This window comes from Colidextribacter sp. OB.20, assembly GCF_009911595.1.
Taxonomy (GTDB): domain Bacteria; phylum Bacillota; class Clostridia; order Oscillospirales; family Oscillospiraceae; genus Lawsonibacter.
This window is the reverse complement of record NZ_QWKG01000034.1, coordinates 25,197-45,050: the sequence shown is the minus strand read 5'-3', so window position 1 is coordinate 45,050 and position 19,854 is coordinate 25,197. Positions and strand designations below refer to the sequence as shown.

The window sequence follows — 19,854 nt, the reverse complement described above, 5'->3', positions numbered from 1 at the left end:
CTACTTCATAACATTTCCGATACAGCGGCCTCCCGAACCATGTGCCGATCCTCTGCTCCTCGGTGGAATAGGTCTCCAAGCTGCTTCCCCCTCCAGAACCGCCGCCATCGTCCACGAAGTAGGTCCCGCTGGCTTTCTGCTCTTCCGTGAGGGCGTCCCACTCCGCCCGGGTCAGGATGCCCCGGACCGGGTTGTCCACGTTGAGGGTGTCGCCGTCTTTGCTCAGCCCGTCTCCAGCGGTGATATCGGAGCCACTGCCAGCCGGGCCGGGAGGCCCCTGTTCTCCTCGTTCTCCCTGCGGCCCCACAGGACCTTGCGGACCTGGTTCTCCCTGTGGACCTGGATCACCCTTGTCGCCCTTAATAGCTCCCGCCCCAGCCATGGTTTCGGCGGCGTACTTTTTTGCTAGCTGCAAGGTTACAACATCCATCTGCGTACCCCCTTACTGCAAAATCCACGTTTTGCTCTCACCGTCGAAGGCGTAGACGTCGTGGTTCCCGTCGATTTCGTAGAAAGTACTCCCATTTGGAACGCCCTCTGTGGGCTTCTCGTCTGTGCTCTTGCCCCGAATATCCCAGATTCCAGAGCCTGAATTTGTGGTTGCGCTGACCATTGTATCATCTCCTTTACAAAAATTTCCTTGCCTTGCCATTTACGCCGATATAGCCCTTTATCACCTGCCTGGCCTTTCCGTTTACGCCGATATAGAGCTTGTCCACCTTGCGGGCCCTCCCACTGATTCCCACATAGGCTTTCAGCTGGGAGACCGCTGCGGCGGGCCCGGTTACATAATCTTTAGAGGTAAAGCCCATATTATCGGAGGCCTGAACCCGGAACCGGATATTAGCCGTCCCTTCCGGGATGGTGTATGTGGCGGAGGTCGCTGTTGTGGTTTTCAGGTCGGTCCAGCTGCCGTTATTGCGGCTGTACTGATACAGGTAGGTTATCGTTCCTCCATACTGATTGGAGTTGCTGGGAGAAACTGAAACTGTGATTTGCTTCTCTGCCTCCAGGTTTTCGGTCGGATAGCTTATGCTTTTGGGGTCAATATTGTCGGAGCCGCGGTAGGTATACCAAAACTCTTCTTTCCTTGCACCTCCGGAATCCGTTGGGTAAGCATTGCTGACCGAGGAAGATACATTGTTTATAAATGCACCTTCTTTGTATTCAAAACTTGTAACTTTAATTGGTATGTTGGTGCCTTCGTATTCTTTTGTACTTACATAAACGCTTGGGGCCTGACCGCCTGGGTTAACATGCCAGTATCCCCCTTTTGTGTAGTCCGCAGTTACAAAGGCTTGAACATTTTCTGTTCTTCTAAATGCAAAAAACACTGTGAACGCAACATGTGGGGCGCCATCAATGTGTCTTAGAGAAGTAATGGTGCCTTTTAAATTAAATCCTTTAGGGATTCCAAATTCATCATATACTGTATCCGGTGTTTTATCGGCGATATAGCCGATTACAGTATAAGAATCTGTGTACCAGGTTTCGGGATACGTATATCCGGTTTTGGTAACCTCCTGCATCTGTGCGTCAATATGGGATGCTTTCCACACATATCTTGTGCTCATATCTTGCCCCCTTACTTATAGACCAGGTAGACCGTCCCGGTATCAAGGGAAGAGCTTCCAGCGGTCAAATCGGAGGTCCCGTAGGTAATAGGGGTCCAGGTACTGGGACGGGCGCTCACGTCGGCAGCGGAAAGGGAAATATCTGACGTAAGAGCTTTATTGTTAATTGTCCGGCTTGTGGGGACCTTCCCGTTGATGACTGCCTTAAGGGCGTCGTCTGGGGTGGCGTCAGAATCCAGGCCCAGGAGGGTGGCGGTGCTGTCCTGGAGCATGGTCTCCTTATTGAGAGGGGTGCCCTCCTCCACCGGCACATCGGCACGGACCATGTCATATGTATTGGGGGCTCCGGCTACCGGGGTCAGAGTCACCCGTCCAGGGTAGGTAGGAACTCTGTTTTTCATGCAATCTCTCCTGCGTAAATCTCGCCCGAAAACATCCAGGCGGCCTCTATGTTGTCCATAATCCGGTTTATATTCACCAGAATTTCCTCAATATCGTTTGCCTCCCGATAGGTGAGCATATCCATATCCGGGGGAACCTGTGGTGTACCGGGAAGGGTGGGAGCGGCCCCCCGAACAGCCCGGAGATTGTCCAGATACCGGCTCATCTGCTCCAGGACGGGGATATCGTCCTCAGTCCACAGGGGGCCGTCCTCCGTGGTCACGGCATATCCCCGTTCCCGCAGCCGCCCGGCAATATACTTCACGGCGCTCTCCACCCGGTTTAAGTCCTCCGCCCGGTAGATGCCTTTTTCGGTCAAAAGCCGCACGTCATCGTAGGTCCGGTCGGTCACCAGTGTATCAATGATGCTCATAATCACACCTCACCAGAATAAATGTCTCCAGCGTAGTAGAAATAGGCGGATGCGTTATCCATACCCCGGCCTTCGTAGCTGCCCCGAAAGGCCCCGTTCCAAGTGTATCTCACCGTGGTGATGAGCACCGTGGTATTGGCGAAGCGGTTCTGATTGCGCACCATATCTAGGGGGTCCAGCCGAGGGTCGGCCCGGTAATTGCCGGACAGGGTGCGCCGGTTTTGGAGGTAGTCGGCGGCCCAGGCGGCGGTATTGGGTGCCTGTTCGTCGGAGATGAGGGGGTTTGAAATTGGCTGGGTCTCCCCTTTTAAGCCAACGGCAAGCTCAAACTGTCCGTTGTTGACATTCACCGCCTTTAGCTGTCGGGACAATGCGATCTCCGCATACTCATAGCTGACAAAGCGGTCGATGGGGTAGTCAGTCAGGGCGGGATTTAGCTTTTCTATATGCAGCTTCCCGGCCCTGTCCTGATAGAACACACAGCACCCGGCATTGGAAGCGTACTGCAAAACCTCGGCCACTGAGTAACGGCTCAAGTCCAGCCCCTCCGGAGCCTGAATATTTTCCAGGGAGGAGCTTACTGCCCAGCGGTCTGTTCCGTCTGACATTTTGGATAGACCAGATTGTGTAAAAGCCGCCTCCGCAATCTCCTTCAAGGTCCCGGAAGAAGGGCCTGTATAGGGGTCTCCCATCAGCTCCAGGGCGTCCCGGGCGGTAAAGGTGGCGGTGATACCATTTTGGGGGGCGTCCCACTGGCTGAGGTAATATGTACCGCCGGAAATCCACTCGTTTGCCCCCTCCAGCTTATAGCCGTACCGGACGTTTACCTCCTGCCGCTCCATGAGATACCGCCCCTCCCCCTTAAGGTTGTCCAGGTTAAACCTGCCGTCTCGGTTGTCCAGCTCAAAGGTGATTTCCGATTTGGGCAGTGCGGCGGACAGGGGGTCGGCGAACATAGAGACGGAATACTGGATGATATCCTTTTTGGTGTAGGTGCTCTCGATGCCCAGGAAAACACTCTCAATTCTGGCCCGGCGGCGGGGGGTGCTCCACTTCAGGACCTCTATGGTGAGCTTGTCGTAGCCGCCGATGTCGCCCTCTAAAATGGTCTGGGGGGCGGTGCCCTCCATGGTCCCGGAGAACACCGCGCGTCCGCTGTGGTAGGCGGTCACCCGGAAGAGGCTGGCCCACTCGTCGTATACCGTAGACCAGGTTAGGGTAAGGCCGGGGAGGGTTTCGGGGTAGGATTTGGAGAAGGTCAGGGTGATTGTGGGAATGGGGGCAAATACGCCGTCTTCCCCACATAGCCAGGTGCCTATGTAGCCGTTGTTGCCGTAGTCCATTCCCTCACCACCATCTCACTGTATTTCCTGTGGGACCCGCCCAGGGGGGGCGGGTCATCCCCTCTCTTGGATTCCTCTTTGCCTGTTGGCCCGCCGTGGGCGGCGGGCCCCACTTGTTGCTTGGGTTTTTATTTCCCGGGCCCAAGTGCGCTGCTGTAGGCGGCATTGCTACTGTTATAGCCCGATACTGCAACAAACGTTCCGCTTCCGTAGGTAACGTTATCCCAGGTTTCGGAGAACGGAAGTGTCGTCGCTGTCCACGTCTTCCCGTTGTCCGTGCTGTAGGCGGCATTGCTACTGTTATAGCCCGCTACTACAACAAACATTCCGCTTCCGTAGGTAACGTCACTCGAGTTTGTGGAGAACGGAAGTGTCGTCGCTGTCCATGTCTTCCCGTTGTCCGTGCTGTAGGCGGCCTTGCTGTTGCTGTTGGCTACTGCAACAAACGTTCCGCTTCCGTAGGTAACGCTGCCCCAGCTTGCGGAGGACGGAAGTTTGGCTTCAAACCAATCTATCCCCGCTCTTGTCAGCGTTCCGGTCAGCTTCACGCCGTTCACGTAAGCGGTTTTCCCGTAGACAATCTCTGCGGCGGAGGCGGTGGCGTCGCTGGTATCTACTCCGCTCTCAATCGCCAGAATATTGTCGTGCATGGTCTGAAAGCTTGCGTCCGCTGATGTATCCACTCCCTTGTCAGTGACAGCGGACGCAATCAGGGCTTTGCCCTCACTGACAGAGGTTTTTAAATCGCTGATGTCAAAGGAGTCACCGGACAACTGAAACCGGACATCTGGTGCTTTGATGACAAGGGATTCAATTTCGCTTAATGTAGTAAGCTGGATAGAATCGCCTGCCCCCAATACAATCTTAGGGAGAGGGTCTACGATTACACCGCCCGCTCTGGCGGAAGCTGCGGAGGGGTTGATAATCAGGTCTCCGGTCAATGTACCTCCGGAAATGGGAAGAGCCCCCACCATATCGGCGGTGTAATCGTTATTGCCCGGGGTGACCGCCCCGTCCCGTCCGTTAAAGGAGGACACGCCTGCGGTAACTTCTCCGCCACTGGAGCCGCCCTGACCATCCATGACGTCGAAGGCTTTGGGGCCGGAGGCGTCTGTGATGGTCACCCGGTGTCCTCCAGCGATATCGGAGACGGCCACTGTGGGGGAGAAGCCGTCCTCCCCAGGGTCGCCCTTGGCTCCAGGGTCCCCGTCCGAACCGGGAGGGCCCTGGGGCCCTGGAGCTCCGTCCTTACCGTCTAACCCGGGAATCCCCTGAGGGCCTGGAGGCCCTACTAGGTCGTCGGTGTCCTGTGCCACTGCGTTCCCGGCGGCATCGAAGCCCACCACCAGCCCAGGGGAGCCCACAAGCTTCTCCTGCTTTCCGCTCCAAATAGTCTTGTTGTCCCGCACGGCCTGGACTGCTTCGTCGATCTCCTGGCCGTAAAACTTGCTCTGGTATGCCATGCAATCACTCCACTACTAAAAATTCCTGCCCGTCCGCTGTTTTCAGTGCGGCAGTCTCCCTCGCCGGGATAAACAGCCCCCGATTTTCAATGGGCGGGTCTACGGGCGTCCAGTCCCCGCCTACAATGCGCCGGGTGCCGTTCAGTATCCATATTCCTGGCTCTAAGGTGGCGTAGGGTACGGGGCTGTTCACGGTCTCCTCCACAATCTCCTGAGGGGTGGCAAAGAACTCAGACCCGTTGCTGGATACCTCCGCGTCACTCTGGGCCTCCGGATTGCCGATCTGGAAGGAAATCTCCACAAAGCTCTCAGAAACTAGGGTTTGCCGCTGATTATTTTTCCACGCCTGACTTGTTGCTTGCATAGACTACACCTCAATCAGAGCCAGTCTGGCCCCGGTATGTCCCCGGATACTGCCATCAGGGCGGCGGAGGAATACGCCGCCGGTCCTGTCGGACACATACATTTCCCGGGTCTCCCAGTCGTTGGAGTCCTGGCAGTAGAAGGTGACGGAGTTGACGAACTTCCCGCCCCGCTTCATGCTGAACAGGCGCAGGATATTGGCCCACTCCTCGGCGGAGATATACTTCCAGGTGGCCTCCACCTTCCCTACGTCGTCCCGGATCACCGATCCAATCATCTTCCCCTCGGCGTTGCGACCGCTGTCCACTAGGGTGGAGGTGGTCCCATTATAAACGGAGGGGTCGGGGATGGCCGCCCCCGCGATGGTAATCATCGGTCTCATCCCAAAATACCTCCTCCCATAATGTTGGCCCCCCGCTGCCGCTGGGCCCGTTCAACGGACTGCATTAAGGTCCTTCCGTCCAAGTGCGTTCCGTAGTCCTGGCTGTTGATTGTCTCAATGAGAGCCTGAAATCCTGCGTTTAGGGCGGCAATTACGTCGCTGTTGTCGTTCCCCTGTGCGGAGGGCGGGGAGTAGCTGGAAATGCTGTTCCCGCCCGCTTGGGCATTGGAATAGCTGCCGGACAGCTGAAGTGTGGGCAGGCTGGAGAATTTCGGCTCCACCGGCCCGATGTTCCCCAGGGCCTGAGACATTTTCCCGGCCAGTTCGTTGGCCGCCCCCACAGCCTTGTAGGTGTTGTCCTTAATGCCCCGGGACATCAGGTCCAACATATCGGGCATATAGGTATGGAAGTCGCTCAACGGCCCAACGTCGGGCTCAGAAAAATGGAGGCGGTCACGGATACTCTGGGCCAATCCAGTCGCTGCGCCGGCAACCAGGCCTTTTCCAATCCCTTCCATGCCATCAGAAAGGTTTTTACAGATATCCTCGCCCCAGGACTTGGCGTCCTTTACTACGTCATCAATGGGACTCCTGATGTTATCCGCAACTCCCTTAAAATCCGTGGTCGCCTGGGTCTGGATTTCTCCGGTCTTTTCGTGAATGTCGGTCTTCATGTCCTCGAATGCGCCGAAGGTGTCCTTTCTTGCATTATCCCAAGCGGTTGTAATGGCCGTCTTTACCGTGTCAAACTGGGTGTTCACGTCAGTGTTGATACCGTCCAGGCTGTTATTCAGGTCTCTGGTAATATTGCTCCACTCAGTATTGGTGTTAGTGTTAGTGTCTTTCCAGGCTTGCTCAACGGTCCCCACGATCTCGCCCATGGTCTTATCCATTCCGGTCTTCATCCCGGACACAGTGTCGTTAGCAATGGTGGACATTTCAACCAGCTTCAGCTCTGTGTCGCCGTTGATCCAGTCCCAAGCCTTGCCGATGGCGTCGGCAATGGGGCCGAATGCGCTCTGGAAGAATTGGACAATGCTGTCCCAAACAGATTCAATTCCATCGCGAAGTCCTTCTATCAGGTTAACCCCAATGTCCGAGAATACTTTTGACGGAGAGTGGATACCGAAAAAGTCAAGAATCCAATTGAGCAGCGCTCCGAATATATTACGCTGAATCCACCCAAAAACTCCGCCGCCGGCCTCCCACTTGGCCAACATTCCATCCCAAAGTCCTTTTACGATATTTGCGCCTACGTCAAGAATCCCGGAAACGTCAATCAGTTTCATCTTTGCGGTCATGAACTCGCCCAGCAGCTGACCCCACTTGGTCAGCAAAGTATCCCAATCTATGTTTTCTAGGAACTCTGCAATATGTCTTCCAATAGAATCCCAATCAACCTTCTGCATGAACTCAATCATGAAGTCAAGGGCCGATTCAATCCCCTTACTCAGCACCTGGCCCGTCTCGGCCCAGTCTATCTTGTCGAAGAACTCATTGACCTTTTTGGCGATTCCGGAAGCAATTTCCTTCATCTTCGGGGCAATCGTATCAATCAAACCGCCTAATGCTCCAACCGCCGCTGTAATGCCGGCCGCGATCACATCGGTCAGACCGCCAAATACCTTCACCCAATCAATGTTGATTAAAAAGTTTCCGATGTCCCGCCCGATTTTCGGCCAGTCGATATTGGAGATGACATCTACTGCGAATTTCAGGGCGGTAATAACCATATCGCCCAGCGTTTTTCCAAGTCCGGGCCAGTCCACGTCTTTCCATGCGTTGTTGATAGCGGTATAAATCTGCTTAGCTGTTTCATTCCACTTCCAGTTCACAAGGAAAGAATCAATGGCTTTTTTCAGCGCCGCAAGGCCCTTGGTAATAATGTTTAGCCCGCCGTAGATAGCTCCGTACCAATCCACCTTATTGATGAAATCGGCCAGCTTTGTACCCAGCACGTCCCATTTGGTCTCCGTAATAGCAGTGCTGATGGTATCAAAAATACCAACAACAAACTTTGATACTGCCTCTGCCGCCTGCACGGCGTCCAGCTCGTCTAAAAATCCGTTGATTGCCTTCGCAATGTCAAGGCCTATCTCGTGCCACTTCAAGGTGGTGGCAAATCCGTAGATGAAGTCGAAGAGGGCGTTCCACTTGGCGGCGAAGGTGCGGCCCAGCAGGTCCCAATCCACGGTGTCGAAGATTCCGTTCAGCCCGTCAGCCACCTTGCTGCCCAGTTTTTCGAAATCAAATTTAGTCAGGAAGCCATAAGCCACATTGAGCCCGTTGTTAATAAGGCTGCCCAGCTTTTGACCCCAGGAGTAGGAATCCCAGCTTTCCACAACCTCGTTGAGCTTTTCTGCCACCAGCTCTCCCACAGACCGCCACTCACCGTTTTCGATGGCCTCCCGTATCTGCTTCACCCAGTCGAACTGGTCGGTGGGGACCTCTACCTCTTCAAACATAGAACCAAAGTCGGTAGCAGCGCCTCCACCGCCGCCAGCGGAGTCGTTGAGCACATTGAGCTCGTCAATGCCAAGCAAAAAGTCCTTGGTGGCCTTCGACGCCTTATTGGCCGCCTCGCCGTATTCCACGGCGTGCTTCTTGGCCTGGGTGTACACGCTCTTTCCGGTGAGCACGGCAAACGCCTTGCCGATGACGTTGATGAGGGCCACGAACTTGTCAATGAGGAAGTCGATAGCCGGGGCCAGGGCCTGGACCAGAGGAGCGGCCATAGCCCCCAGGCTGTTCTTTAAGTACAAAGCGCTGGTTGCTAGCGAATTCATAGCCGGGGCAAACTCTGTGCCTACTAACCGGCTGTATTCATATAGATTTGTGGCCCCTTCTTTTAAGCCGTTTGAAATAATGCTCATGCCTCTAAAAACTGTACTATAAAATAGAGCACTACTGAGCATTTGTTTCCATTTTGATATTTTTTCTGCGGATTTTGTAAATGGGCCTGTTACATTTTTTATGATTGATTTCCCCAGCGATTTCAGCCCGGATATCGCCTTGCCGATCCCGCTGGTCACAAGATTTATCAGCGCAGAGGTTAGTTTTTTTACCCCGGCGGCCAGAAGCTCAAAGCCCTTCCTCGCCGCAGATGCCGCAGACTGGGCTAGACTTTTCATCCCTTTACCAACTGTTTTTGTGGCGATTGTCACACCAACCAGTGCGGCGGCTAGAATCGGGTGAGCGGCGGCCACACCAAGCATTTTGTCCCGGAGACCTCCGAAGGCCCCGCCCAAGGCGTTTACCCCGGAGGCGGCCCCCTTGGGGATTAGCGATTGCATAGATAGGTCCTTGCCTAAAATGCCTTTTAAGCCCTCCACAGACCCTAGGCTTTTCCCGATAGAGCCGTTGGCGCTAATCCCCTCAATGGTCTCCCGTATTTTTTGCAGGACACCAAGCTTCTTTTGAAGGGAGGTCTCAGACTCCACCATCTCCGTCTCGGGCTCCACAGCCTGGCTTGCCGTATCCTTCAGCTCGGCGATCTGACTCTGGAGCTTTTGAATCTGGCTGGTGTAGTTGGCGATCTGGGTCTGGTTGCCCTTCTCAAAGGCCCCGGTCAGCTTCTCCCGCAGACCCTCCATCTTGACCTGGAGGATAGATGCCTGATCCCCCAGCTCCACCATTCTGCTGACGGCCTCGTCGATGGTGGCGGCGTCCCCAATAATCTCCCCCAGGGTGGAGTCCTTCATCTTCTCCTTAATCTCCGCCCAGGGGTCCGCAGTCTGCGTTTTAGTCTCCGGCGTCGTCCTTGCCGCATTTGCCGCCTCTATCTGCTTCCTGAGTTCATGGTATTTATCAGAAAGCCGGTCTACCTCTTGTGCGGCTTTATTTATCTCTTTTGCTTCATCGTCATACAAGAAACGGGTTTTGTGGATTTCCCGCTCGCTAGCCTTTAACTGCTCAAACTTGCTCAGAGCGGCGTCAAACGCCTCGCCGACTTTTCGATATTCAGCTTGCAATGCTTCAAGGTCAGGGGTATTATCCAGCGCACCATTGGTCTTGCTTCTGCCTGTCGCCCGGTCCAACGCCGCCCGCTTCTTTCTGGTCCTGGCTACCGCCGGGGATACCTCGGCGGAATCGCCCAGCCCCTGAATCTGCCTCTGGATATCGCCGAACCTTCCTTTTGTGGCGGCCTGGAGGCTTTTCAAAGCGCTGGTGAGCGCATTCAACTTCTCCACGGCCTTCTCGGACGAGGCTTCAATTTCAATTTGCAGACTGTCTACGGTCACGTCGGCCATGCTGTCACCTTCTTTTACTGTGGAATTATTTGTGATATGATTTAGGCGAAAGGGGGTGAAAACTATGCCAGAAACTAAAAAGTCTCAGTACGAAGCCGGGGAATTTCCGCCGCTTGGTGTCTATATCTGCATGAACTGCGGCGGGCATACTGTGCTTGTCCCGGAAATGGTTAAGAAGCTTCCAACATGCAGTAAGTGCAAAGGAACGATCTGGATGAAAATCTAACTTCCAGCGGTGGCCGGTGTCTCGGTCACCGCTCTTTTTTCTCTATAATGGAAGGACCTAAACCCAATTTCTTCCCAATTTGGTTCCTGGGAATTTGGATCAAACTCTTTTACGATCTCAAACTTTCCAATAGCTTTTGCTCCAAAAATGCTTTTTTGTACCACTACGATTTTTCTTTTCCCGTTGCAATCGGTCAGTCTGGTTATAAATACCGGATTTTTAATGCTGGATAAAACAAAACGTATTCTTTTTATGGCTTTTTTGAGTTCCATTCCTCCACCTCCTTTCCTTGAAAGACAGAGTAATGTGTTATACAATACTTTTGCCGGGTGTGCAGAAAGGAAAAATTTTGTTTAAACTTGCTTCTGGGTTTTGCCCCGTCCAAAACAAACAATGCTCTATAAAAGCAAAATACATAGACGGGTCTACACTTGTTGAAACTCTCTTTGTAAAAGATACTTTTGAATGCGATTTTGTAAAAATCGGGGAGAAATGCACCGCAGATGAATGCCCTATTTTTTCGGAGCTTCCACAGGAAATTCATCCGTAGTCTCAATAGGCCTATAAAAAGACTTGAAGACTTCCGGAAGGGCTGGGATAAACCCATTCCCATCTATAAATAGGTCTGTCCCAATCAAATCTAACCTTACCATTGGAATGCTACCTGCGTCATGGTGAACAGAATAACTGCGCACACCCGGCATTTCTTTCCCGTCCACCAGAACTTTTCCTTTTACGCCTTCCGTTTTGATTTCAATTTTCGCCATATTCACACCTCCAAACGCAAAAAATCCCCACCACCTGAATACAGATAGCGGGGATTTCGATGTATTTAATTAATGAAGCAGTTCCCGGAGCCGGGCCACAGCCTTTTCGTTGTAGCGCCATGTTGGGACTTGCTTTGCGCTGTGCTTGGACTTGTCCCAAACTTCGATGCCGTACTCATCGGTTTTCAAACCGTGCTGGTTTGCCACTCGGCCTATCATGTTTGCGCTGATGCCGCCCAGAAGCTCGCCTACCTCGGCGGCGCTGTAGGTGCGTTCCTTCACCTCCGGCAGGGGCAGGACCGCCTCTCCGCCGGTTAGCTCGGCGCTGGCGTAGTGGGCACATATCTGCTGGAAGGTTGGGATTGGGTTGGTCTGTGCCAGCTTCAGCCAGATCGACGCTACCCGTGCCCGGGCGTTCTTCACCTTCGCCTCAGCAAGCCCGGCCTTCGGGTCAGGCAGGGCGTTCGTGCTGTATGTACCTGTCTTGCGGATGGTGGGAAGGACGGTGCCCGTCACCCACTTGCGGAAGGGCTTGGCCTCCGGCTTGTCGGACCGGAGGATGACGTTGTAGAGGCCGGATTCGTTGATGAACCAAGTATCCTGTTTCCCACCAGGGGTCGGAATCTGATTCCGCCCCTTTTCATCAGGGTCCAAACGCTCAGCCACCTTATGGGGGCTGCTGAGGTCCAGCACCCGGCACACATCCACCAGACAGAACCACGGTTCCCCGTCCTTCATGATGGTGCGGACCTCGTTGCTCTCATAGTTGAAGATCTGGAGGTCGTTCATGCAGACACCTCCTTGATGGGCTTGGCAGCAATGTGGATCTCAAAGCAGTCCGGCTCGCACGAGTTCATGATCTTACTGACCTGGTACATCCCGAAAGCGTCCATCATAAGTGCGTCTTCCGTGTCAAGCTCACGGACTGTACCCTCCCAGGACAGATAGAGCTTCTTTGCTCCAACGAGAATGTCTGCGGCTTCTCTTACTGTCATACCGCCGCCCTCCTCTCCGCCTTGGCGGCTCGGTAGCCTTTGGACATACCGTAATCGAACGCAAGAGAAATGATTTCAATGGGGAGATCGCCACAGGCATATGCTTGATGTGCAAGTTCAAACGCCTCTGAAATATTCATCTTGTAGGGACTGGCTCCGGCTATGTTCATCTTCGTCCGCTCAATGTACCGCTTCATTTTCTCGATTTCGCTCATTTTCTTTTTAACCTCCTTGATTTTCACGGGGAGGTCTGATATAATCGTGGTATCAAACCTCCGGTTTGTGGACACTCGCGTTTGCTTGTCAGGGCGGCGGGTGTCCTTTTTTATTTGCCGAGTTCTTCGTCTGCCTTTTCTTCAAACCATTTTGTTTTCGTTTTCCCTTGTTCTTTAAGCCTCTGTTCAAGGGCCTCAACCCTTTCCCTATCACTCAAAACGGAAAACTGCTTCTTTAGTTTTCTGCGCTCTCGAAAATACTCGGCCCTGCTTTCCGGGGGCATTGGCTCACCTCCTCTTGTAGCGCAATACAATAATACATGTAGTGCGATACTTTGTCAAGAGGTTTTTAGAAAAATTTTTGCGGAATCTATGGACAATTTGTGGACAGCGTGCTAAACTTTTAATACATATTTAATGGAGGTAGAGAGAAATGGCCCTGTACACTTGTAGTAAATGTGGGAAGAAAGTACCTTGGGAATATCCGGTGTGCCCTTATTGCCACACACCAAGACCAACTACACAAGCATCTACTGAATCTAAAAAGCCAGAGGCAAATAAGAAAACGAACGGTGGAAATATGAAAACCTGGAAATTAGTTTCTGGCATCCTTTGCATTGTGCTTTCTTTTTTTGTTCTACTCCAGTCCTGCGCTGCTGGGCTGAGCAATACCTTGCAGGATAATGGTGAGGTGGGTGGCTCCGCTGGTGTTATTGTTGCTATCATGCTTTTAGCTGGAGGTATTGTCTCTATCGCCACAAGAAAAGGTGGTAAGGGCGGCAATATTGCTCTTATTGTAATGTTCGGAATTGCCGCTTTTCTTGGATTCACCCTCGCTGGTAGCTATGGCGATTTGGTCATTTGGTCTGTATGGTGCCTAATCTGCGCTGTACTTGCTATCATTTGTTTGGTTAAAGGAAGTGGAGGAGAAAGCGACGATTAACCAAAATCTTAAATAAAGTATAACAACAACCTCCGCTGATTTTTCAGCGGAGGTCGTTTCTTATTGATATGACTCCCATTGCTGGGCTGTTCCCCCAAAGTATATTTCGGTGACAATCGGATTGTCAGGGTCGCTAGATATCCCGCCTACAAGTCCATTGATTGCACCGGCGAAATTGCTCCCCAATTCTCCGGCTTGACTCATGTCGTCTTGCTTCTCATCATAATCCTTTGTATCTCTTTCAGCCGGTATAACTGCCTTTGAATCACAGAAAATCTTATGCTCATGGATGTAATCCAAAAAGCTCATTTCCATATCTTTCATCGTTGACGGAATATACAAATATTGGAGAGAAGAACATGAGTTGAAACAGTTATTACTAAAATGCGTCACACCTTCCGGAATATATATACTTGTTAAGGATATTTCTCCGAAAAAGCAACCGTCATCTCCTAAAGACGTCAACTTGTAATCTTCTCCGCCAATAGTATACACTGGTGACAACATTATTTTTTCCTCATCCCCGCTGTAGCGAATTAGAGTGATAGTCTTTTCCTGCTTATCCAAAGTGTAACGAAAATCATTGATAGGCGTGAACTTATTTGCCCAAATCCCATTTTCTTCCTTCTCGCTATCTTCTGGCTTGATATAAGGCGTCCCACTTATAGTCGCTTTATCATCGGAAGGATTTCCAACAGCTAAAAGCATACCGGATGCCATATCCAAAACATCGGAATAGCCAAGGTATTGGAAATAAATTCTTACTTGCTCGCCCTCTTTTAATTTATCCCATTCATCCTTTGGAGTGCCTAACGGTACAGATATAATTTGTAATTTTCCATCTTCAGTTACAAATTCGCAATACTTTACACCTTTTTTTGAATCAAAGGACTTTACCGTTCCATCGACATACATATTTGTGTCGCCCAGTCCGTTTTCGTCGGCGGATGTGTTGTATATTTTTGTCGGTGCAGGGATGTAGTTGCTCTTATCCGGATTGCTCTGATCCACCGTACTCTGGTCCCCCGTACTCTTATCCGCCGTTGGATTGTCCTCTCTGGTAATCATGAATACGGAGCCTCCAACCACCAAAATAGATACCAGCATCAAGACCAGAGGAATAATGAACGGTTTGTCCCTCATTGCCATGACGGCCATCAGAACTGCGGATACAACCGCTAACACAAAACCAGCTAGGGCAGCATAAACAAACAGCATCTTTCTCTACCTCCCTCAAATTGGGCTGTGCCCTATGGGCATTATACCACATAATGGCGGGGAGGGCAACCGAAAGAGATGGCCCCTCGTGTAGAAATGTGGTAGAATTAGGGTGGAAGGAGGTGAATACGATGGAGCTTAACGAGTACGCAATGATTGTTGCTCTCGCGCGTCTCTGTGGTGTTACCGGCACCAAAGAGGAGGTATTCCAAAAATTTAAGGAAACATACGATGCAGTATGCCGAGAGCCGTCAGACACAAAGCCGAAAACGGAAATATTCCAGCGTCCAATTTAGAGCCCGCCAATAAGTTCGGTATTAACACAGATACCCAAAGACTTCTCGCACGCTAAAAGAATTTGCTTCGCATGGGCCATGCTCGGGTTCCCGATTTCAAGGATTCTGAGTATGGCCCCTACTTTTGACCAGGAATCGTTACCCAATGTGGATTTCATAAGCTCCAACTCTGTGCGGTCTTGTTCAGTCATAATTTCACCTCGTTTCATGTTTTATTCAAAATCTCCGCTATCTATATTCAGTTGACAAGGTACACGGGATTACGCCACTCCACTGCACCGGGCATCCCGATGCAATGGACTGGCGGCGGCAATCAGCCGCCCCAGTTTTTACCTGCCTGGACCATCTGCCGCATATACAGCTCAGCCCGGAGGGATTCCTGTTTTTCCTGTTCCTCCAGTTCCTCTGGAGTAGGTCCCTTTGGAAAGAGGGGCCGAAGCTCGGGGTAAGGCAGGACCTTTGCGTTCTTCTTTGGCACTGTCACCAGCACGGGTACGAAGGACCCCAGAACGCTGTAGAAATACTGCCCTTGGAGCCAGAGCATCTGATTCTGCTGCTCTAGCCGCAGGTTGTGTGCCTCCCGAAGCGCCCACGTCATCCGCACATCGCCGTACCAGTACTGGTCCCAAGTCATGCCAATGGACAGATAATAAGGGCACTCCTGGGCAAACACCTCTCGGAAGGACTGCGGAGTGCTTACATCTCCACAGTCGCAGCCCCGTTTTTTTCGCTGCCCTCTTCCACCTGGATGGTGTTGGCGGTAGCCGCCTGGTTGTAGAGGTCAAACAGCCGGTTCAGCACACTTTCGGGAATACCGCCCCATGCCTCTCGCAGTTTGTCTACCTTCTCCCGTGCCACGCTCTTGTGGTTCTTTCGGAAGGAGTAGAAGAAGAGGTTGGCGATCCCGGTCACCGGGAAGCTAGGCACATCCTCCAGCTTGAAGCCCCTGGACTCCGCGTATACCACGCTCTCCCGGCTGAAATCCAGTTCGTAAACATCGCCGGGATTTTTGATAATCCCGTTGTTATCGGTCAGACGGATGGGGTTGATCTTCTCCTCTTTGGCAATAGCTTTCTCACTCATGGCTGTTCCTCCTTACACTGTAGTGGTAGATTTTGTTGCCGTCCTGGCGCTTACAGGCTCTGCGGAGTCTGTAGCAAAGGTAGGTTTCGCCTCCAGGATGGGGGCGCTGGTAGGTGTGATGTAAAGGGTGGTCTCCGCCATAGCCCCCACAGCAGCCTCGTTAAAGCTGATGGGGGCGGGGCTGCCCTTAAAGAACAGGGCCTTAGCCAGCTTGGGATGTACCACAGTCCACCACATGGACTTTTTCCCTTCCACGGCGGTGTCGTAGTCGGTCAGCACTGTATCCCAGAAGTCCATCAGGTCGTCGGTAAGGTTGGCCCCGTACTCAAGAGCGCCGCCCAAGTCCTTCAACCCCTGGACATAAGTCATGTATTCGGTTTCCTCCAGGGTGGTGCTGTCAATGGTATTGGGGGCCGGGTTAAAGCTGGGCATGGACTTCACCTCAGGTACAGCTTTGTACCCTGTGGTAGGCCGCTCCCCCGCAGTGGTCTCGACGGCGTAGGCTAGCCGCATCCCGGCGGTGGATACTCGTTCAGACATTTCTTTCACTCCTTGTCATAATGTTCAGCTCTGGTAAATCCAGAGGTCTTTGTCAACATCCGCCTCATACCGGGCGACAATCCGATAAATCGAGGCGTCCTGCAAATTGGAAATGGGATTCATCATGGTCCGGGTAAAGCCAAGGCGGGTCATCTCCCTGTCTGCTGTGGCCATAATTTTCTTTGCCTCCGACTTCCGATACCCCACCTTGTTGGAGTAGACATTGACCTCATACATCACGCCCACGGCGTTTTCGATGTTCAGAGTCCGCATATCTTTCTTGACTGCGTTGTCCTGCTCCACGATGGTTACGGCGGGGAACCGGGCTGGAAGGTCCGCATCCTCTCCCGAGGTCCAGATACCGGGAAACTCCGCTTTCAGGGCGGCGGAGACGGCGGAATAGATATCCGATTCCACATCAATTATGGATAACCACCTCCCTGTAAAACCTCTCTAGCGACCTTCAAAAGGTCGTCCCGCATGGCCCGGTCGGCCCGGTAGAAAGGCATATGGGGCTTGTTCCCATAGGAGTGGCCCCAGCCCTGTCCGCTCTTGTCCCGGCGGATTATGAGACGTGGGTCCTCTGTGGGAAACCACCAGCCATTTGGATCGTCCCAGTGTCCGTTACCCGGGTAGGTTCCCGGACCGAATCCAAAGTCGTCATCCCAGGGGTGGCCCGCGCCCTGCCGGGCCCCCGCACCAAACTCAAAGAACAGCAGCGCCTGAGACGCGGCCATGAGGATGTAGCGGTTGGGCCCGTCCTCCACCACGTCCAGGCTCTCGGAGGTCTCCCCCGAGAACACGTGCCCCGACATAACGCCGTAGGCGACTTCATATCCCAGGTAGGCCAGCTCCCGGGCGATTCTGTCCCCGGCCTCGGCCACCCGCTTCTGGTACTCCTCCACCTGAGCGATGGCCCCCGCCACAGAATCCGGGGTGAGCTTCAGCTTGATTTTCAAACCTCATCCCTTTCCTGCAGCAGCCGCTTGATCCTCTGCGCCGTCTCCCAGGCCTCGTTGTCCCTCTGGGCGATGGACACCTCCACTCGCTTGATAGCGAAGGAGATGCTGTTCTTCCAGGGGGCAACCCGCTTTACGGTGTAGTTCCAGGGCCCGTCGGTGGGAGCCCCGTCCACCCACAGAACGGCGTTTTCGTTGATGGCAAAGGCTTCCCCATTCTCCGGGCCTATTGAGGTATCCCCCAAAGTCATGGTGCGGTCGTAGTCCTCCAGGGTGCCGAACTGCTCTACCTCAGAGTTTCCCTTGTTTGGGGACACGCACAGCCAGGCGTGGCGCAGACGGCCATAGATGGGGTAATACTCTCCGGTGACATTGCCAAACTCGTTTACGACCTCTTCCTCCCCCTCATAGAGGCGAAAGGATATCTTTTGCTGATTGCGTTTGAGGCTCCGCATCAAACCACCCCGCACATTGGCGTCACCTCGTTGAGCAGTTGCTGAGATATCCAGGATGACTCATAGCTCCGGGAGATTCCATTTTCGCTGTGGGCTGTCTCCCCCTCAGCGCCAGTCTTGTTGAACAGGTCCATGGCAATCCGGTATTGCAGGTCCAGATACTGGGGTTCCAGCTCGTTCGGCCAGGGCTGGAAGGGGAAGCGCCGGGACATGATGGCGGACCGGGCGCTCTCCAGACAGTCCAGCAGGACGGCCTCGTCCTCTTCCTGGGTACGCAGCTTCATTCGTTCCAGGTTATCCATTTTCAGTCCTCCGGGGACGGCCCCGTTTTGGCTTTAACTCCGCCGGGGCCTCCACAGGTTCTTGGGGCTTGTCCACGACGGTCTTGGAGATAGCCAAAATTGTCCCATGGCGTGACATTTCCTCCCGGTCCTCCGGATCGATCTGAAAAGGCTTTCCAGCCTCGTGGAAGTCACCGTGGTAGCTCACCCGGTAAAAGGGGATCAGCTTCACGCCATCCACCCCCTTATGCGATGACCTTCAGCACCGCCACCTCGTCCATTTGTTCATAGCTGGGCAGTACAATCTCACTGGCGAAAATATTCACGTTCACGGGGTGGGTGTCCACGATCCTGGTAATAGCCACACCGTTGTTGACAATGGATACCTCAGCCTGTCCGTTGCTCTGGAGGTCCGCTTCCTCGGGGGTAGTGCCTCTCCAGGTGTATCCAAGCGTCCGGCCGGGTGTCAGTGCCACATAGCCATCAGGAACAAATGAGTGGGTTTCCCGGCTCTCGTCCTGGTACTGTTTGTCGTATACGGCAATGGACACGCCCACAGTTCCGCTTACTACCGCTGCCGCCTCCTGTGGCGTCAGATAGCTCAGAGCAACGGTATTGGTGCTCAGATAACGGTCCCGGATTGCTTTAGCTTTGATCATCATGTTCAGGGTGTTTGTATTCATCCATGCCATAGTCAAATTGGTCCCCGTTCGGTTCCGTACCCCATCCTTAGCCGCCTGAATAGCACGGAAGGGGTCCGCCGTGTCTGTGGCGGTCCACAAGTCAGCGCCAGTGAGGGCGGTGTAATTTTTGGCCTTCCATTTCCCGTTGGGGTCGTAGTTGTAGGTATAGTCCACTCCGTTTGCCTTTATGGAAATACCAACATTTCCGTTCTCGGGGAATAGCAGCTGCATCCGCATCCGCTCAGCGGCTACCTCCGCCCCCTCAATCAGATTGGCTGCATCATCAAAAATGCGGTCAATGATGGCCTGAGCGTAGGGGTCATTGGCGTCCTGTACCCGAAGCAGCTCCTGACGGTCTCGCTCCTTGATTTTGAAGCCCTCACGGAAGAAGGGCATCTCAGTCTCCAGCTTTTCAAAGCCGATGCGGTCCCGGAAAGTGGCCTTAGCGTCAAATGCGGAGGGCATCAGGGTAATAGGAAGCCCTCTAGACCCCTTCAAGAACGCCAAATCCAGTCCAGCTTTTTGCCGGGCGGGGAACAAGGTTTGTCCGGCGTAATCCATAGTATTGGAATAAAGATCGTTCCAAGTTGCTTCAATCACAGCCGGAGTGAAAAATTCAGTAATGTTCAACGGCATATGTATCCCTCCTTAAACCGTGTCGTCGGCGTTTACGCCGATGTTCTCCCGGAAGGTGATGGCCGGAAGAATCTCCTTCATGGCGGCAGCGGTAGCGGTTGCCCCGCTGTGTTCCTTGCACTTTGCCCAGTCCACGACCCCCTCCACCACAAGGGCGCAGTTTGGATTGGCGGTGGGGTCCACGTCGTACAGCAGGATACCAGCGGCTCCGGTCCCTGCGGCGGCGGCGGCTCCTGCCAGGGTAACGGGCATCCCGGCCTTGACCACCTCAGCCCCGGTGATTTTGGCGGGGATGGCCTGGAAGTCCTTGGACGCAAGGATTTCCACCGTCCCGCCTACGCTGGTGGTTTTCATTTTCATTGGTGCTT

Annotated in this window: 29 protein-coding genes and 1 pseudogene; 3 read left to right on the top strand and 27 right to left on the bottom strand. The window is 53.3% G+C overall.

The window, feature by feature from the left end; all coding sequences use genetic code 11:
- The 10 genes and pseudogenes from D1641_RS19685 to D1641_RS09685 all read right to left on the bottom strand — a co-directional run.
- Positions 1-430: pseudogene (locus tag D1641_RS19685) on the bottom strand (hypothetical protein); the annotation flags it as partial.
- Between the two features lie 12 nt (positions 431-442).
- Positions 443-613 (bottom strand): hypothetical protein, encoded by a 171-nt coding sequence (locus D1641_RS09725; RefSeq protein WP_160665135.1) that lies wholly within the window; start codon positions 611-613, stop codon positions 443-445.
- 13 nt (positions 614-626) lie between these two features.
- Positions 627-1,574, bottom strand: a complete 948-nt coding sequence (locus D1641_RS09720; protein WP_160665133.1) for a hypothetical protein — start codon at positions 1,572-1,574, stop codon at positions 627-629.
- An 11-nt stretch (positions 1,575-1,585) separates the two neighbouring features.
- Positions 1,586-1,975: a hypothetical protein gene (locus tag D1641_RS09715; protein ID WP_160665131.1), complete on the bottom strand. Its 390-nt coding sequence runs from the start codon at positions 1,973-1,975 to the stop codon at positions 1,586-1,588.
- Positions 1,972-2,388, bottom strand: a complete 417-nt coding sequence (locus D1641_RS09710; RefSeq protein WP_160665129.1) for a hypothetical protein — start codon at positions 2,386-2,388, stop codon at positions 1,972-1,974. Before D1641_RS09710 ends, D1641_RS09715 begins: the two co-directional genes overlap by 4 nt.
- A 2-nt stretch (positions 2,389-2,390) precedes the next feature.
- Positions 2,391-3,731 carry a hypothetical protein gene (locus D1641_RS09705; RefSeq protein WP_160665127.1) on the bottom strand — a complete coding sequence of 447 codons (1,341 nt, stop codon included), beginning with the start codon at positions 3,729-3,731 and terminating at the stop codon, positions 2,391-2,393.
- A 128-nt stretch (positions 3,732-3,859) separates the two neighbouring features.
- Positions 3,860-5,194 (bottom strand): hypothetical protein, encoded by a 1,335-nt coding sequence (locus tag D1641_RS09700; RefSeq protein WP_160665125.1) that lies wholly within the window; start codon positions 5,192-5,194, stop codon positions 3,860-3,862.
- A 4-nt stretch (positions 5,195-5,198) separates the two neighbouring features.
- Positions 5,199-5,558, bottom strand: coding sequence for a hypothetical protein (locus D1641_RS09695; RefSeq protein WP_160665123.1), 360 nt, complete (start codon positions 5,556-5,558; stop codon positions 5,199-5,201).
- 3 nt (positions 5,559-5,561) lie between these two features.
- Positions 5,562-5,939, bottom strand: a complete 378-nt coding sequence (locus D1641_RS09690; RefSeq protein ID WP_160665121.1) for a DUF6711 family protein — start codon at positions 5,937-5,939, stop codon at positions 5,562-5,564.
- Positions 5,936-10,189, bottom strand: coding sequence for a hypothetical protein (locus tag D1641_RS09685; protein WP_160665119.1), 4,254 nt, complete (start codon positions 10,187-10,189; stop codon positions 5,936-5,938). The genes D1641_RS09690 and D1641_RS09685 overlap by 4 nt, the downstream gene beginning before the upstream one ends.
- Positions 10,190-10,253: 64 nt before the next feature.
- Here D1641_RS09685 and D1641_RS09680 point away from each other — a divergent pair, with 64 nt between their 5' ends.
- Positions 10,254-10,415, top strand: a complete 162-nt coding sequence (locus D1641_RS09680; RefSeq protein ID WP_160665117.1) for a zinc ribbon-containing protein — start codon at positions 10,254-10,256, stop codon at positions 10,413-10,415.
- On the opposite strand, the gene D1641_RS09675 is transcribed toward D1641_RS09680, so the two are convergent.
- The 6 genes from D1641_RS09675 to D1641_RS19155 form a co-directional block, all read right to left on the bottom strand.
- A complete protein-coding gene (locus D1641_RS09675; RefSeq protein ID WP_160665115.1) occupies positions 10,412-10,687 on the bottom strand; it encodes a hypothetical protein in 276 nt (91 codons plus the stop codon). The two genes, D1641_RS09680 and D1641_RS09675, sit on opposite strands and share 4 nt — an antisense overlap.
- 240 nt (positions 10,688-10,927) lie before the next feature.
- Positions 10,928-11,182: a hypothetical protein gene (locus D1641_RS09670; protein ID WP_160665113.1), complete on the bottom strand. Its 255-nt coding sequence runs from the start codon at positions 11,180-11,182 to the stop codon at positions 10,928-10,930.
- 69 nt (positions 11,183-11,251) lie between these two features.
- Positions 11,252-11,971 carry a Bro-N domain-containing protein gene (locus D1641_RS09665; protein ID WP_160665111.1) on the bottom strand — a complete coding sequence of 240 codons (720 nt, stop codon included), beginning with the start codon at positions 11,969-11,971 and terminating at the stop codon, positions 11,252-11,254.
- Entirely contained in the window at positions 11,968-12,177 is a 210-nt protein-coding gene (locus D1641_RS09660; RefSeq protein WP_160665109.1) for a hypothetical protein, read from the bottom strand. The genes D1641_RS09665 and D1641_RS09660 overlap by 4 nt, the downstream gene beginning before the upstream one ends.
- Complete coding sequence (locus D1641_RS09655; protein ID WP_160665107.1) at positions 12,174-12,392, bottom strand: hypothetical protein; 219 nt, start codon at positions 12,390-12,392, stop codon at positions 12,174-12,176. The genes D1641_RS09660 and D1641_RS09655 overlap by 4 nt, the downstream gene beginning before the upstream one ends.
- Before the next feature lie 110 nt (positions 12,393-12,502).
- Entirely contained in the window at positions 12,503-12,676 is a 174-nt protein-coding gene (locus D1641_RS19155; RefSeq protein WP_201757319.1) for a hypothetical protein, read from the bottom strand.
- A 149-nt stretch (positions 12,677-12,825) separates the two neighbouring features.
- Between D1641_RS19155 and D1641_RS09650 the strand changes: the two genes are divergently transcribed.
- Positions 12,826-13,335, top strand: a complete 510-nt coding sequence (locus tag D1641_RS09650) for a hypothetical protein (protein WP_347707413.1) — start codon at positions 12,826-12,828, stop codon at positions 13,333-13,335.
- 60 nt (positions 13,336-13,395) lie between these two features.
- On the opposite strand, the gene D1641_RS09645 is transcribed toward D1641_RS09650, so the two are convergent.
- Entirely contained in the window at positions 13,396-14,553 is a 1,158-nt protein-coding gene (locus D1641_RS09645) for a leucine-rich repeat protein (RefSeq protein ID WP_160665105.1), read from the bottom strand.
- Between the two features lie 131 nt (positions 14,554-14,684).
- Between D1641_RS09645 and D1641_RS09640 the strand changes: the two genes are divergently transcribed.
- Entirely contained in the window at positions 14,685-14,849 is a 165-nt protein-coding gene (locus tag D1641_RS09640) for a hypothetical protein (RefSeq protein WP_160665103.1), read from the top strand.
- Between the two features lie 313 nt (positions 14,850-15,162).
- Here D1641_RS09640 and D1641_RS09635 read toward each other — a convergent pair whose 3' ends face one another.
- The 10 genes from D1641_RS09635 to D1641_RS09590 are packed head-to-tail and all read right to left on the bottom strand — an operon-like array spanning position 15,163 to position 19,846.
- A complete protein-coding gene (locus D1641_RS09635; protein ID WP_160665100.1) occupies positions 15,163-15,522 on the bottom strand; it encodes a hypothetical protein in 360 nt (119 codons plus the stop codon).
- A gap of 23 nt (positions 15,523-15,545) precedes the next feature.
- A complete protein-coding gene (locus D1641_RS09630; RefSeq protein ID WP_160665098.1) occupies positions 15,546-15,932 on the bottom strand; it encodes a DUF5055 domain-containing protein in 387 nt (128 codons plus the stop codon).
- Between the two features lie 12 nt (positions 15,933-15,944).
- On the bottom strand, positions 15,945-16,472 hold the full coding sequence (locus D1641_RS09625; RefSeq protein WP_160665096.1) for a hypothetical protein: 528 nt from the start codon (positions 16,470-16,472) through the stop codon (positions 15,945-15,947).
- 24 nt (positions 16,473-16,496) lie between these two features.
- Entirely contained in the window at positions 16,497-16,889 is a 393-nt protein-coding gene (locus D1641_RS09620) for a hypothetical protein (RefSeq protein ID WP_201757318.1), read from the bottom strand.
- Between the two features lie 5 nt (positions 16,890-16,894).
- Positions 16,895-17,431, bottom strand: a complete 537-nt coding sequence (locus D1641_RS09615; protein ID WP_160665094.1) for a hypothetical protein — start codon at positions 17,429-17,431, stop codon at positions 16,895-16,897.
- Positions 17,428-17,886, bottom strand: a complete 459-nt coding sequence (locus D1641_RS09610) for a hypothetical protein (protein ID WP_160665092.1) — start codon at positions 17,884-17,886, stop codon at positions 17,428-17,430. Before D1641_RS09610 ends, D1641_RS09615 begins: the two co-directional genes overlap by 4 nt.
- On the bottom strand, positions 17,886-18,188 hold the full coding sequence (locus tag D1641_RS09605; protein WP_160665090.1) for a phage head-tail connector protein: 303 nt from the start codon (positions 18,186-18,188) through the stop codon (positions 17,886-17,888). The genes D1641_RS09610 and D1641_RS09605 overlap by 1 nt, the downstream gene beginning before the upstream one ends.
- A complete protein-coding gene (locus D1641_RS09600) occupies positions 18,181-18,399 on the bottom strand; it encodes a hypothetical protein (RefSeq protein WP_160665088.1) in 219 nt (72 codons plus the stop codon). The genes D1641_RS09605 and D1641_RS09600 overlap by 8 nt, the downstream gene beginning before the upstream one ends.
- 13 nt (positions 18,400-18,412) lie before the next feature.
- Positions 18,413-19,486, bottom strand: coding sequence for a major capsid protein (locus tag D1641_RS09595; RefSeq protein WP_160665086.1), 1,074 nt, complete (start codon positions 19,484-19,486; stop codon positions 18,413-18,415).
- 12 nt (positions 19,487-19,498) lie between these two features.
- A complete protein-coding gene (locus D1641_RS09590; protein ID WP_160665084.1) occupies positions 19,499-19,846 on the bottom strand; it encodes a hypothetical protein in 348 nt (115 codons plus the stop codon).
- Between the last annotated feature and the right edge of the window lie 8 nt (positions 19,847-19,854).

What these genes read in the sequence shown, in the direction of transcription:
- D1641_RS09605 (WP_160665090.1), bottom strand. Translation starts at nt 18,188, where the DNA reads ATGGATAACCTGGAACGAATGAAGCTGCGTACCCAGGAAGAGGACGAG.
- D1641_RS09680 (WP_160665117.1), top strand. Translation starts at nt 10,254, where the DNA reads ATGCCAGAAACTAAAAAGTCTCAGTACGAAGCCGGGGAATTTCCGCCG.
- D1641_RS09670 (WP_160665113.1), bottom strand. Translation starts at nt 11,182, where the DNA reads ATGGCGAAAATTGAAATCAAAACGGAAGGCGTAAAAGGAAAAGTTCTG.
- D1641_RS09590 (WP_160665084.1), bottom strand. Translation starts at nt 19,846, where the DNA reads ATGAAAATGAAAACCACCAGCGTAGGCGGGACGGTGGAAATCCTTGCG.
- D1641_RS09630 (WP_160665098.1), bottom strand. Translation starts at nt 15,932, where the DNA reads ATGAGTGAGAAAGCTATTGCCAAAGAGGAGAAGATCAACCCCATCCGT.
- D1641_RS09695 (WP_160665123.1), bottom strand. Translation starts at nt 5,558, where the DNA reads ATGCAAGCAACAAGTCAGGCGTGGAAAAATAATCAGCGGCAAACCCTA.
- D1641_RS09660 (WP_160665109.1), bottom strand. Translation starts at nt 12,177, where the DNA reads ATGACAGTAAGAGAAGCCGCAGACATTCTCGTTGGAGCAAAGAAGCTC.
- D1641_RS09645 (WP_160665105.1), bottom strand. Translation starts at nt 14,553, where the DNA reads ATGCTGTTTGTTTATGCTGCCCTAGCTGGTTTTGTGTTAGCGGTTGTA.
- D1641_RS09625 (WP_160665096.1), bottom strand. Translation starts at nt 16,472, where the DNA reads ATGTCTGAACGAGTATCCACCGCCGGGATGCGGCTAGCCTACGCCGTC.
- D1641_RS09595 (WP_160665086.1), bottom strand. Translation starts at nt 19,486, where the DNA reads ATGCCGTTGAACATTACTGAATTTTTCACTCCGGCTGTGATTGAAGCA.
- D1641_RS09705 (WP_160665127.1), bottom strand. Translation starts at nt 3,731, where the DNA reads ATGGACTACGGCAACAACGGCTACATAGGCACCTGGCTATGTGGGGAA.
- D1641_RS09665 (WP_160665111.1), bottom strand. Translation starts at nt 11,971, where the DNA reads ATGAACGACCTCCAGATCTTCAACTATGAGAGCAACGAGGTCCGCACC.
- D1641_RS09690 (WP_160665121.1), bottom strand. Translation starts at nt 5,939, where the DNA reads ATGAGACCGATGATTACCATCGCGGGGGCGGCCATCCCCGACCCCTCC.
- D1641_RS09610 (WP_160665092.1), bottom strand. Translation starts at nt 17,886, where the DNA reads ATGCGGAGCCTCAAACGCAATCAGCAAAAGATATCCTTTCGCCTCTAT.
- D1641_RS09650 (WP_347707413.1), top strand. Translation starts at nt 12,826, where the DNA reads ATGGCCCTGTACACTTGTAGTAAATGTGGGAAGAAAGTACCTTGGGAA.
- D1641_RS19155 (WP_201757319.1), bottom strand. Translation starts at nt 12,676, where the DNA reads ATGCCCCCGGAAAGCAGGGCCGAGTATTTTCGAGAGCGCAGAAAACTA.
- D1641_RS09685 (WP_160665119.1), bottom strand. Translation starts at nt 10,189, where the DNA reads ATGGCCGACGTGACCGTAGACAGTCTGCAAATTGAAATTGAAGCCTCG.
- D1641_RS09655 (WP_160665107.1), bottom strand. Translation starts at nt 12,392, where the DNA reads ATGAGCGAAATCGAGAAAATGAAGCGGTACATTGAGCGGACGAAGATG.
- D1641_RS09700 (WP_160665125.1), bottom strand. Translation starts at nt 5,194, where the DNA reads ATGGCATACCAGAGCAAGTTTTACGGCCAGGAGATCGACGAAGCAGTC.
- D1641_RS09710 (WP_160665129.1), bottom strand. Translation starts at nt 2,388, where the DNA reads ATGAGCATCATTGATACACTGGTGACCGACCGGACCTACGATGACGTG.
- D1641_RS09720 (WP_160665133.1), bottom strand. Translation starts at nt 1,574, where the DNA reads ATGAGCACAAGATATGTGTGGAAAGCATCCCATATTGACGCACAGATG.
- D1641_RS09640 (WP_160665103.1), top strand. Translation starts at nt 14,685, where the DNA reads ATGGAGCTTAACGAGTACGCAATGATTGTTGCTCTCGCGCGTCTCTGT.
- D1641_RS09725 (WP_160665135.1), bottom strand. Translation starts at nt 613, where the DNA reads ATGGTCAGCGCAACCACAAATTCAGGCTCTGGAATCTGGGATATTCGG.
- D1641_RS09715 (WP_160665131.1), bottom strand. Translation starts at nt 1,975, where the DNA reads ATGAAAAACAGAGTTCCTACCTACCCTGGACGGGTGACTCTGACCCCG.
- D1641_RS09675 (WP_160665115.1), bottom strand. Translation starts at nt 10,687, where the DNA reads ATGGAACTCAAAAAAGCCATAAAAAGAATACGTTTTGTTTTATCCAGC.